This window comes from Nocardiopsis mwathae, from assembly GCF_014201195.1.
Taxonomy (GTDB): domain Bacteria; phylum Actinomycetota; class Actinomycetes; order Streptosporangiales; family Streptosporangiaceae; genus Nocardiopsis_C; species Nocardiopsis_C mwathae.
The window spans coordinates 1,278,517-1,290,382 of the sequence record NZ_JACHDS010000001.1; the positions used below are offsets into that span (position 1 = coordinate 1,278,517).

Genomic DNA, 11,866 nt, shown 5'->3' on the forward strand with positions numbered 1-11,866 from the left:
GCGGTCAGGCGGACGGTGCGTCGGGCGGGTCGGGGCCGCGGGCGGCGGGGGCGGACTCTGCGGCTGCGGCGCGGGCTGCGGCGAGGCGGAAGGTGCGGTGGAAGGCGAGCGGGATCGCCGCCAGGGCGACGGCCGCGAAGAGGAAGGGGATCTCCAGGCCGATCCGCCCCAGCGCGCCCCCGGCCAGCGCGCCCACCGGGCCGGCGGCTTTGGCCAGGAGGCGGCGGGAGGCCATCGCGCGGCCCATGACCCCCTCGGGGGTGACCGTTTGCAGGAGGGAGATGATGACGACGTTGATGATCGTCATCGCCAGCCCCAGGGCTCCGACCGCGAGCGCGCCCAGGCGGACGCCGGGGGCCAGGGCGAGGGCCGCCAGGACCGAGGCGAGTCCGAGGTGGGTGGCGACCAGGACGCGCGCGGCGCCGTAGCGGCGGGTGAGGCGGTCGCAGACCGCTGCGCCGATCAGCGCGCCGACGGCCGAGACCGCCATGTAGGCGCCGTACAGGGCTATGGGGACGCCGAGGGTCTGGGTGACGAACAGGACGAGGATCGCGTTGAGCGCCCCGGCGGCCAGGGAGCCCGCGGCGGCGCACAGGGCCATGCCCCGCTGGACGCGGTCCGACCAGATGTAGCGGAGGCCGTCCAGGGCCTCGCGGGTGAGCGACGAGGCGCGGGACGGGGGCGGGCGGGGCGGCCCCGAGTGGGAGGGCGGCCCACCTCGGCGGGGGCGCAGGGGCAGGGCGAGGACGAGGGCCGCCCCGACGATGTAGGCCCCGGCGTTGAGGGCCAGGGGGATGGCGGCCGCCACCGCGAACAGCAGGCTCGCGACCGGACCGCCCAGCACGTCCTCGGTGACGATCCGGCCGCCTTCCAGCCTGCCGTTGGCGCGGCGCAGCTCCGGCCGCGGCACGATGCGCGGGAGCAGGGTCCGCCCTGCCGTGTCGTAGACGACCTCGCACGTCATCGCCACGAACATCGCGGCGTACAGCAGCCAGACCGATCGCACACCGAGCAGTGTGAGGAGGGTCAGCGCGGCCAGGCAGCCGCCGCGGACCGCGTTGGCGGCGACCATCGCGACCCGCTGGTCGATACGGTCGACGAGCGCTCCCACGTGCAGCCCGAACAGCAGCCATGGCAGGTACCACACCGCCGTCAGCCCGGCGACCGCCAGCGGGTCGGTCGTGATCGCGACCGCGAGCAGCGGCAGCGCGGTGAGCATGATCCCGTCGGCCAGGTTGCTGCTGGTGTGGGCGGCCCAGAAGCGGGCGAAGAGGCGTCCGGGGCCCCTCCGTCCAGGGGCCGGGGGAGGATCGGATCCGGACGGGCGGGGATCAGCCACCCTGCCCGCTGCCGTCGAACCGGGTCATCCGAGCGGAGTCCAGTGTGGTGGGTCCGTGCAGGTGGGAGACCCGACCCTGGGCGTCCGCCGCGGGCGTACCGACCGCCAGCACGTACAACGCGGGCTCGGTGATGCCGTCGACCCCGAGGAGGTCTTCCACGCCCTCGTCGTGGAACGCGGCCGTCTGGAAGGGGCCGAGTCCCAGCGCGGTGGCGGTGAGGGCGAACGTCTGCGCCAGGTGCCCGGCGTTCATCAGCATCACCCGGTAGGCGCGGGGGTGGCGGTACTTGGCGGTGAGGCGGTCGATGACGGCGGTCAGCACGACCGCGGCCCCCGCCTGTGCGACGCCCTGCTGGTCGCCGCAGAGGGACGCGAGGCGTTCCCGGTGGTCGCCGCGGGCGACGAGTTCGAGACAGTGGTCGCGGACGCCGTAGTGGTAGACCCCCGGTGCCACGTCCTCGACGTCGAACACGGCGACGTAGGCCTCCAGTTCGTGGCGGGCGCCGCCGGAGGGGCTGGTGCGGAGCATGAGGGTGCCGAATTGGTCGGCCGCGATGAAGTCCTTGGGGCCGAACGAGGTCGACAGCAGGGCGGCCAGGTGCTCGCGGGCGATGGGCCGGTCGGCGAACGCCCGGTGGGTGCGCCGCGCGTACAGGACCTTCTCGAACGGGGAGTCCAAGGGCACGGGGGAGCGGGGAAGGAAGAGCCGTTCGGCCTCGGGGTAGGTCGTGAAGAGAGCGGGTCGTCCGCCGGCGACGAGCTCGTCCTTGATCTCGTCGGTGGCGTCGGCGAACTCCTCGTTCCTGGTGGCGAAGTGGAAGGCCGCCCCTTCCGGTGCCCAGGGGCCCCACCGGGCGCACAGCCGCTCGTCGGCGGCCTCCTCGCCGTCGTCGTCCTCCCCCAGCAGCAGCCCGGCGCCGTGCAGCGCCGTGGCCGCGTTCTCCACCGACCGGACGTCGAGCCCGGAGTCCTGCGCGGCTTCCCGCGGATCGGTCCATTCGGTGAAAAGGCCGAGGACGTGGGCGGAGAGCGGGTCGGCCGTGATGTTCGCGCGTGTCCGGTGGTTTCTGACGAGGAACTCCCCGTCTCGCCAGTAGCACCCGATGTTACCCGCCGTCTTGAACTTCATCGCCTTCTCCGAATCCATGGGAAGAGGGCCGACCGGACGGGTCCGGCCGGCCCGGCGCATCTGATCAGAATCAGGAGCTGTAGATGATGATGGTGATCGGCTCTTCCTTCTCGATCCTCAGGTCGAACGCCATGGTCTCCTCCTCTCCTCCATTGTTCGATCACGTCGGCATGGATCGGTCGATCCGGTTGACGGAATGTCTCGGCGATTCCCTTGAATAAGGGACTACTGTGCGGAAGCGGTGTTCCGCGCGACGAAGAATGCCTTCAGATCGGCACTCTCATCGAGGCCTTCGTGCAGTTTCCCGCCCTTGATTCCGTACACGGCGACCAGGTCGAATCCGCTTTCCGCCACCGCGGCGGCCACATCATCGCGCGGGAAGTGCCGGTGCGGGTGGCGCGATTCCAGGCGCTCCCACGTCCCGTCCGCGGTCGCGGTGAAGCAGTCCATGACGACCTCCACGCCCCCGCCCGGAACGAACGGCGCGGACGCCGTCCCGTCGAGGACCGCGAGGCTCCCGGGCCCCCGCCGGATCGCGGGGGCGGCACACAGCGCAGCGAAGGTCCCTGCGGTGTTGAGCTCGAAGACCAGCAGCCCGCCGGGCCGAAGAGCGCCGCGGACGCTCTCCAGCGCCGCGCGCAGTTCGGCGGTGTCCGCCAGGTAGTGGAACTGCTCGCCCGCGGCCGTGGCGGCGTCGAAGGACACCGGAAACCCGGGGAGGCGCCGCAGGTCGCCGACGACGAATTCGATGTCCGCCATCTCCTTCTTCCCGCGGGCGATATCGATCATGGCCGGCGAGATGTCGACGCCTGTGACCTCGTACCCGAGGTCCTTGAAGGCCACGGAGCTCTTTCCCGTTCCGCAGCCGAGGTCGAGGAGTCGCTTTCCGGCGCAGCCGTGTCCCTCGATCAGATCGATGAAAATCTTCATCCACGTCGGATAGCCGGGGACATCGGTGACCGCATCATAAATTCCAGCGATCTTCTCGTAGGTGTCCAGGACGGACGGCGCGGGAGGGGTATCCACCATCGGGGCGGCTCCTACTCCAGTGGGCTGGGGCTTTTTGAGATTACCTCAGTTTGCGCTGGGAAGCACGTGGTGAATATTGCCGATCTTCGGCGAAGATCATTTTATGATTCATCCCCTCATGGGTCCTGGGGCGAGATCATTGCGTCGCGCCTCCCCGCTCATACGCGGCGTCGAACCACTCGGAAACACGGAATTCCGCTTCGCGTGGCGGGAGTTCCGAAATGCGAGAGGAGTCGGCCGTTCCGTTCCTCTTACTTCGGCCACCATGGGCGTGTATCCGAGCACGCCGGTCGCGCCCGGCGGTCTCCCACGCTCATCAGGCAGGAGGATGCGTCGCCGTACCGTTCCGCGGCAAGGGGGGCGCCCCGACGACCGGCGGCCGACCGAGGCGAGCGGGCCGGGCGGCTGGAGGCGTCGGTCATGCCCGCCTGGCCCAGGGTGCGGGAGCGGTCGGACCAGCGTTGGGCGGTGGTGGGGCTGACCTGGAAGCGTTCGGCGGCACGGCGCAGCGGCCAGCCGTCCTCGACGATGCAGCGGGCCAGGGCGAGGCGGCCTGCGGGTGCGAGCTTGGCGTTGGCGTGGGTAGTGTGGGCCACGGAGGGCCTCCTGACCTACTTCAGGTGTTGATCTTGACAATCCACACCTATGTCGGAGGCCCTCTCGTGCTGTCGAATCGCTGCCGGGCTGTACCTAACCTCTGTGGTCAGTACACCTAGGCGAGCGCGTCGAGGTAAGTCCATGCTCCCTCGTGGCGCAGGAAGCGGCTGTCCTCGCGGAGCTCGCCCTCCCGGCCGGCGTCGTCGTAGACGGCGCGGAAGGAGACGGTGCCCTCGGTGTGGAAGGGGGTGCCGCCGCTTGTCGCGATGACCTCCAGGCGCAGCCAGCGCATCCGCGGGTCCAGGTCCAGCCGACGCGGTCGGGTGCCGGGGTGCCAGGACCTCAGCAGGTAGTCGGCGTCGCCGACCGCGAACGCGCTGTAGCGCGACCGCATCAGCTCCTCGGCGGTCGCGGCGGTCCGCTCGCCGGAGTGCAGCCGACCGCAGCACGCACCGTAGGCCTCCGGGCGGCCGCAGGGGCAGGGCGGTTCGGCGGAATCGGGGAGTCGGGGAGCGCGCTTCTCGGCCATCCCCCCATTCTGCGACAGCCGAGGGGTGCCGGCGCCCCCGCCGACACCCCGGAGGCGCACCGGTCCGGCGCTAGACTCGCGCCTTCGGAATCGCTGGCAGCGGGATCAGCGGTTCCAGCGAGGGCATCTTGTCGATGAGCCACAGGACGCCGTTGTCGCCGCCGAGACGGGGGAAGTCGGTGATCACGTCCTGGCACATGTCCTTCAGGTGCTCGGTCATGTCCTCGCCCTCGGGGAACTCGTAGTACTCGAACGTCGGCGCGGCATTGCGGCCCTCGTAGGCCCCCGACGTGATCTTCGTCTGCACCAGCTCCCGGACGCAGCCGAACAGCAGGCCCTGCATGGCCGCGATGAACTTGCGCTCCAGCCCGTACCGCGGGCTCCGCTTACCCGGCTTCACGTCGTCCCACGGGGTCCGGTAGATCTCGTCGAGCAGCCGCAGGGTGTAGACGTAGGCGGCGTTGCACAACTCGGCGAGGTCGCGGATGCCGTCCTCCTCCGGGTACGCGGCGATCCTGGGGTCGGTAGGGAGGGGGTGGATGTTGCCGATCGGCTCCCACTGGTCCGCGATCCGCTTGAACTTGACGTAGTGGGGAAGCTCGAATTCGCCCGGCTGGGGGTCGGCCGGCTTCTTGGGGACGACCTGGCGGTCGTCGTCCATCCCCTCGCCCTGCTCCACGATGGTGTTGATCGCGTCGAGCGCCGTTTTGAGGTTGTGCACGACGATCGGCGACCCGCCCCCGCCCTCGTTCCAGTAGGTCTCCACGTACTGCAGTTCGGGCTTGTTGTTCTTGAACAGGTCGTTCATCCAGGTGGCGTCGAACCGGAACCTCTTCTCCGGGGCGACCTCCGTGCCGAACTCCGCGCCGATGTCGGTGTCGAGGATCCCGGACAGGCGGATGAACCCGTCGTAGATCGCCCGGTAGAACTGGCCGAGCGAGTCGTAGTTCTTCGACTGCGGAGGCGACCCCTTCTTCGCCGGCTGCTCGAACTTCATGAACACGTCCTTGACCAGCTTCGGGGTGAGCGGTGCCAGGTGAAGTTTCAGCGGGTCCTCGGGGTTGCGGTGCAGCATGTCGCACGGATAGGCGGGGATGAACCCCGGGTCGCTGAACTGGATGCGGTCGCCGTATCCGATGGAGATGATCAGGTTCCGGGTGAGCGCCAGGTGCAGCATCTCCTCGATGACGACGCTCTTGATGAGTCGGAACGCGCCGACCCCCGCAGCCCACCGCGAGGAGTTCTGGGTCTGGATGGAGTAGCCGGCGTACAGGTACATCGGGATCGACTGCATCTCCACCCGTGAGGCGTCGTAGAGGTGCGAGAACAGCTCCTCCACCGTCTCGATGTCCTTACTGGCGTCGGGCGTGGTGTACACGGCCTCGGTGCTCTGGGTGCTCTGGGTGCTCTGGGTGCTCATGGTGTCGGGTTCCTTCTTCTCAGGTCCGGCCCGCCGTCGGCGGAGCAGGTGTACAGGCGCTGAACAGTCGTCGTTCCATCCACCGGCGCACGGCCGCGTCGGCCCGGGCGGTCGGCAGGCCGGACCCGGCCGCCGCCTCGCCCACCGCCGTCCCCGCGGCCAGGCGGGAGAGCAGGTCGAACTCGCGCGCGCCGATCTCGGTCGCGCAGACGGTGAAGTCGATCCGGGACAGGGAGAGGTGCACGGGCCGACGTGGTGGGAGGGGCGGGTCCTCGCCCCGGCGGAGCGCGGCCGCGAGCGCGTGTACCGGTGCCCCGGCTCGTATCAGCCGCAGGCACGGCGCGGCCGTGAGCCCGGTCGCCGCCCACTGCGGGAGCGCGGGGTCCGGGAGGGAGTCGGACGCGGGGTAGTCCCGGTTCTCGGGGCCGGGCGCCGTGTAGGCGTCGGCGAAGGCGCGTTCGAAGCGGGCGACGTCGATCAGTGTGTCGATCCATGCGTCGTCGCCGTCCGGTTCCGCCTCCGGCCGCGTCTCGCGCAGGAAGTCGGCGAACTCCGCGCCGAGCGCGTGCAGGGTGTGGCTGCGGGATGGCCGCCCGCGCAGGTACTCCATGGCGAAGGCGTCGAAGACCTCGTCGCCGAGCAACCGGTGCAGCACCGGGTAGTGCGCCCGCATGCACTCCACCAGCCGCGCGCGGTAGCCCTGCTGGTAGATGGCGAGGCGGTACCGTGCGGTCAGGGTGGCCGAAGCCGTCACGTACCGCGATACGGCGTCGGCGGCCGCGGTGTCGGCCCCCGGGGCGTCCGCACCGGTGCCGGGATGGCCGTGTGCCGCGCCGGGATCCAGGATCGCCGCCTGCAGCCACGCCTGCGTCCGGCGCAGGGCGTCATCGGGCATGGCCGTGGACCGCTCCCGTCCGCCCGGCGGCCAGCGTGCGGGCCCGGCAGAGCTCGTCGAGGAGGTCCGGGAACGGGGGGATGCGGTCGTCCCACTCCAGCAGCGTCGATACCGGGCCCATCCGCTCCAGCGCGCCGCGGTACAGCTCCCACACCCGGTCGGCGACGGGCCGGTCGTGGGTGTCGATCACGTGGGTCTCCCGGTCGGTGTGCCCGGCCAGGTGGATCTGCACCACGCGGTCCGGCGGCACCGCGCCCAGGTAGGTGTCCGGGTCGAAGCCGTGGTTGCGGGCGGAGACGTAGACGTTGTTGACGTCCAGCAGCAGTCCGCAGTCGGCGTCCTCGGCCATCCGGGCCAGGAACTCCCATTCCGTGAGGGTCGACGCCGTGTATTCGAGGTAGCTGCTCGGGTTCTCCAGGACCAGCGGCCGCTCCAGCACGTCCTGGGCGACGCGGATCCGCTCGACCACGTGTCGCAGCGACCGTTCGGTGAACGGCATGGGCAGCAGGTCGTGGGTGTTGATGCCGAGCACCCCGGTCCAGCACAGGTGGTCCGACACCCACGCCGCCCCGCACCGGTCGGCCAGGTGTCGGACTCGGCGCAGGTAGCCGAGGTCCAACGGGTCGCTGCTGCCGATCGACATCGACACCCCGTGCATCACCACGGGGTAGGCCTCGGCGACCCGGTCGAGGACGTGCCCTGGAAAGCCGTCCACGTCCAGGAAGTTCTCGGTGATCACCTCGAAGAAGTCCACCGGCGGCCGGTGGGTCAGCACATGGGAGTAGTGGGGCGCCCGCAGCCCGACCCCGAACCCGAGGTAGGGGAGGCCGAGCCGGGCCGGCGGCATCAGGCGCCACCCTCGAAGAACGGGAGCTCGGACACGGTCACCCGGCGGTCGGCGTCGGCCGCCTTCTCCAGCTTCTTGCGCTCCTTGCGGATCGGCTCCAATATGTTGCGCACGCGTTCCTCGTAGGCCGGGACCCAATCGTCGGGGCAGCCCTCACCGGGGGACGGATCGAAGGGGCGGCCGGCGTTCCACATCCGCTGCTCGAAGCGCTTGCGGGCCAGCTTCCACACGCCGGTCCCCTTGAACGGTCCGGCGGAGGCCACGCGGCTCTCGTTGATGGGGGAGGCGCAGCTGCCGTTCTCAGAGCAGGACTGCTCGCCGGGGATGGACTGCTCGTACTCCGCTCCCGCATAGCCGCAGCCGCCCTGGCCGCGGCAGTGGTTGTCGGCGTGGCAGACGTGCTGCACGGTCGCGCAGGTGCAGGTCCCCGCCATGGGGGTCTTCTTCTCGCTGCCCTCCGTGTCGTGCCCCCGGCACGCGTTGAGTCCCATACACACGTGGAGTTCGCGCACCTGCCCCTGCTGGACGGTCGGACGCGGTCCGCCCGCCTCGTGGTGGCTCTCCCGGTTCTCGAAGCCGAGGGTGCCGCCCTCGACGATCAGTCGCTGTAGCTCCGTCTTGGTCATTCTGGGACGGCCGTTGCCGTTGCCCGATCGTGCGTTCACGGCGACTCGCTTTCCTCGTCGAGGCGATGGGACCGGAGGCTCGGTCGGCCCGGCCCAGGGCCGACCGACCACCGGACGTTACATTCCGCGTCCATTTATTCACTAAACGTAATTTTGGCGGTGTGGGGCGATGCGCGGCCGGAACCCCGGTGCCCTCGGGGAAGTCGAGGTCGGGAGCCGGGCCGCGGCGCGGACGTGATCTACGGTGTGTCCGCGGACCGGTGATCCACGGTGAGCCGTGGGTAATCCTCGGTAAAAAGCGGGTAATGCGTCAGGATGGCTATTCGTTCGTTGGGACGCATCGAGTGGTACGGCGAGAGGCGGGGCGAGAGGCGCGCGAGGCGCGTGGCACGGGCGGTGGCGGTGGGCCTCTCGGCCGTGGTCGCGCTCCCGGTCGGGGGTGCGGCCGCCCACGCGGGGGCGGCGCCGGGTGCTTCGGCCCCCGCGCTGTCGGCCCCCGAATTCCGGATGTTCTCCTCGGAGCTGCGCATCGGCGATTCCGGAGCCGAGGTCGAGCGCCTCCAGCAACGGCTGATCGATCTCGGCTACTGGCTGGACGCCGCCGACGGCGAGTTCGGCGGCCACACGCTGCACGCCGTCTGGGCGCTGCAGAAGGCGGCCGGGATCGACCGCGACGGGATCGTCGGCCCGGTGACCCGCAAGGCGCTCGACGACGGTGTGCGGCCCCGCGCGCAGAGCACGTCGGGCGACGTCGTGGAGATCGACCTGGAGCGCCAGCTCCTGCTCGTGGTCTCCGACGGGGAGGTGGAGAAGATCTTCACCACCTCCACCGGCTCGGGGAAGACCTATGAGTCGCAGGGTGAGGAGCGCGTCGCGGTGACCCCGAAGGGGCGGTACACCGTCTTCCGGGACGTGGACGCGTGGGACCCGGGCCCGCTGGGCTCGCTCTACCGGCCCAAGTACTTCAACCGCGGCATCGCCATCCACGGCTACACCTCCGTGCCGCCCCACCCCGCGTCCCACGGGTGCGCGCGGGTCAGTGTCAAGGCGATGGACTGGCTGTGGAGCAGCGGGCGGCTCGACATCCACAGCACCGTGCTCGTGTGGTGAGCCGTGACCCGGGACGCAGAGAAGATGTAGCGGGATTGGCGGGGCATACCCGATCGACCCCGGCGACGCCGTCGGCCACTCGGCCGGCGGCGTCGCCGCTGCGGTGGCCGTTTCCGAGCCTGAATCGACGCCGATTGGTTCGACCTGTTCCGTGGCATATGTTGGCTATTGTCTGGGTTCTTGTGGCATTTTGATTTGTGGACTTCCGGTATCGGGGATATGTGGATCTCGAATTCGTGTTTCGGATGTTCCGCCATCCGATGTGCCGACTCCGTGGGGTTCGGTGATCCGCCGGATTCGATGCAGGCCGAAATCCCGATGTTCTTGCATATTCGCAGGTGGTGAGCGGGCAGACCGCAGCGGTATTTCTCAGGTCGCTGACCGCATCCACGCGCATGCCGCTCCCGCCGGAAAAGGCGGGTGATTGCCCCGTTGCCCACTGCATGTGCACGAGTGCGTCGGGTACGACGACGTCGGTCCCGAGAAGCCCCAGGAATCCACGGAAGTCGCCATCCGCTCGATCCCCCTCGGCGGCGCGCCACCGGCGCGGAAGGAACCCCGCCCGGAAAAGGCGCGTTCCCCGCGGACGTTCGAACGGTGGGTGCGATCCGGCGGCCACGCAGTGGAAAACCCCTGTCGACCCCAAGGAAAGTGGTGGTGCGCACTATGACGGAGCAGACCGAGGCCGGTAACGGAACCGACCCCAATGCGACCCCGCTGAGCCTGGGCACCGCGGCGGCGCGGAACCTCGCCACGACGACCAAGACCCCGCCGCAGATGCAGGGGATCACCTCCCGCTGGCTGCTGCGCATTCTGCCGTGGGTGCAGGCGTCGGGCGGCGCCTACCGGGTCAACCGCCGCCTCTCCTACGTCGTCGGCGACGGGCGGGTCACCTTCACCAACGTCGGTACCGACGTCCGCGTCATCCCCGCCGAGCTCGCCGAGCTGCCGCTGCTGCGCGACTTCGACGACGAGGGGGCACTCGGCGCACTCGCCGAGCGCTTCACCCAGCGGCAGTACGAGGCCGGGCAGGTGCTCGTCGAGGCCGGGGCGCCCGCCGACCGCGTCTACCTGATCGCCCACGGCAAGGTGGACCGGTTCGCCGAGGGGGAGTACGACGAGCAGACCCTGCTCGACGTCCTCGTCGACGGCGACCACTTCGGCGACGATGCGCTGGTCGACGCCGAGTCGACCTGGGACACCACGGTCAAGGCCGTCACCCGCTGCACCGTCCTCACCCTGGAGCGCTCCGAGTTCCAGCAGGTCCTGGACGCGTCCGAGGCCCTACGGGCGCAGGTCGACCGCAACCGCTCAGAGGAGGAGGCCCACGACGCCAACGAGTACGGCGAGGCCGCCGTCGACCTCGCTTCGGGCCACGCCGGAGAGCCCGACCTGCCCGGCACCTTCGTCGACTACGAGATGTCCCCCCGCGAGTACGAGCTGAGCGTGGCACAGACCGTGCTGCGCATCCACACCCGCGTCGCCGACCTCTACAACCAGCCGATGAACCAGGTCGAGCAGCAGCTGCGCCTCACCATCCAGGCACTGCGCGAGCGCCAGGAGCACGAGCTGGTCAACAACCCCGAGTTCGGCCTGCTGCACAACGCCGACCTGCGGCAGCGCATCCCCACCCGCACCGGCCCGCCCACCCCCGACGACCTCGATGAACTGCTGGCCCTGGTGTGGAAGGAACCGGACTACCTGCTGGCCCACCCGCGCACCATCGCCGCCTTCGGCCGCGAGTGCAGCCACCGCGGCATCTACCCGCAGAGCATCGACATGAACGGCCACAAGGTGCCGGCCTGGCGCGGCATCCCCATGCTGCCCTGCAACAAGATCCCGGTCTCCCAGACGCGCACATCCTCCATCCTGCTGATGCGCACCGGCGAGGACCGCCAGGGCGTCATCGGCCTGCACCAGACCGGCATCCCCGACGAGTACGAGCCCGGCCTGTCGGTGCGGTTCATGGGCATCAACGAGAAGGCCGTCATCTCCTACCTCGTCAGCACCTACTACTCCGCGGCCGTCCTGGTCCCCGATGCCCTCGGAGTCCTGGAGAACGTCGAGATCGGCCGCGAGGGGTAGGAACCGCACCCTGCCCGCGCGCGGGCGCCCCGGCCGTGCCCCTGCCTGGGCGCCCGACGACCCGCGCGTCCCCTCCGCTCGGTGGGCGGCACCGAGCGCGGACGGCTTCACCACCGACATCGACCACCAAGGAGAGGCGGTAATCACGTGAACCCTCCCCCAGCCGAAGCAAGGGGATTCCTGGCTCAGGAGGCCCCGCAGGTCGGCGGCCGGCAAGGTCGTACTCCCTCGGCACCGGACGGGTTGGAACCGGCCCGGGG

Annotated in this window: 10 protein-coding genes and 1 pseudogene; 2 read left to right on the plus strand and 9 right to left on the minus strand. The window is 70.1% G+C overall.

The genetic code is table 11. The features are described from left to right. Positions 1 to 4: 4 nt before the first annotated feature. The 9 genes and pseudogenes from HNR23_RS05115 to HNR23_RS05155 all read right to left on the minus strand — a co-directional run bounded on the left by HNR23_RS05115 (position 5) and on the right by HNR23_RS05155 (position 8,450). Positions 5 to 1,339, minus strand: coding sequence for an MFS transporter (locus tag HNR23_RS05115; protein WP_184073991.1), 1,335 nt, complete (start codon positions 1,337 to 1,339; stop codon positions 5 to 7). Further along, positions 1,332 to 2,486 (minus strand): SagB/ThcOx family dehydrogenase, encoded by a 1,155-nt coding sequence (locus HNR23_RS05120; RefSeq protein WP_246421598.1) that lies wholly within the window; start codon positions 2,484 to 2,486, stop codon positions 1,332 to 1,334. The genes HNR23_RS05115 and HNR23_RS05120 overlap by 8 nt, the downstream gene beginning before the upstream one ends. Before the next feature lie 207 nt (positions 2,487 to 2,693). Further along, positions 2,694 to 3,497, minus strand: coding sequence for a class I SAM-dependent DNA methyltransferase (locus tag HNR23_RS05125; protein WP_184073993.1), 804 nt, complete (start codon positions 3,495 to 3,497; stop codon positions 2,694 to 2,696). 368 nt (positions 3,498 to 3,865) lie between these two features. After that, positions 3,866 to 4,093 (minus strand): annotated as a pseudogene (locus HNR23_RS05130) (leucine zipper domain-containing protein); the annotation flags it as partial. Positions 4,094 to 4,209: 116 nt separating this feature from the next. Then, positions 4,210 to 4,623 (minus strand): YchJ family protein, encoded by a 414-nt coding sequence (locus tag HNR23_RS05135; RefSeq protein WP_184073995.1) that lies wholly within the window; start codon positions 4,621 to 4,623, stop codon positions 4,210 to 4,212. A gap of 70 nt (positions 4,624 to 4,693) precedes the next feature. Then, a complete protein-coding gene (locus HNR23_RS05140; RefSeq protein ID WP_184073997.1) occupies positions 4,694 to 6,043 on the minus strand; it encodes a ferritin-like protein in 1,350 nt (449 codons plus the stop codon). 19 nt (positions 6,044 to 6,062) lie between these two features. Beyond that, positions 6,063 to 6,938, minus strand: coding sequence for an HvfC/BufC N-terminal domain-containing protein (locus HNR23_RS05145; RefSeq protein ID WP_184073999.1), 876 nt, complete (start codon positions 6,936 to 6,938; stop codon positions 6,063 to 6,065). After that, entirely contained in the window at positions 6,928 to 7,785 is an 858-nt protein-coding gene (gene bufB, locus HNR23_RS05150; protein WP_184074001.1) for an MNIO family bufferin maturase, read from the minus strand. Before bufB ends, HNR23_RS05145 begins: the two co-directional genes overlap by 11 nt. After that, positions 7,785 to 8,450: a hypothetical protein gene (locus HNR23_RS05155; RefSeq protein ID WP_184074003.1), complete on the minus strand. Its 666-nt coding sequence runs from the start codon at positions 8,448 to 8,450 to the stop codon at positions 7,785 to 7,787. The genes bufB and HNR23_RS05155 overlap by 1 nt, the downstream gene beginning before the upstream one ends. Positions 8,451 to 8,726: 276 nt before the next feature. Between HNR23_RS05155 and HNR23_RS05160 the strand changes: the two genes are divergently transcribed. After that, positions 8,727 to 9,521: a L,D-transpeptidase family protein gene (locus HNR23_RS05160; RefSeq protein WP_184074005.1), complete on the plus strand. Its 795-nt coding sequence runs from the start codon at positions 8,727 to 8,729 to the stop codon at positions 9,519 to 9,521. Positions 9,522 to 10,187: 666 nt separating this feature from the next. After that, positions 10,188 to 11,606, plus strand: a complete 1,419-nt coding sequence (locus HNR23_RS05165; protein WP_184079929.1) for a family 2B encapsulin nanocompartment shell protein — start codon at positions 10,188 to 10,190, stop codon at positions 11,604 to 11,606. Positions 11,607 to 11,866 lie beyond the last annotated feature (260 nt).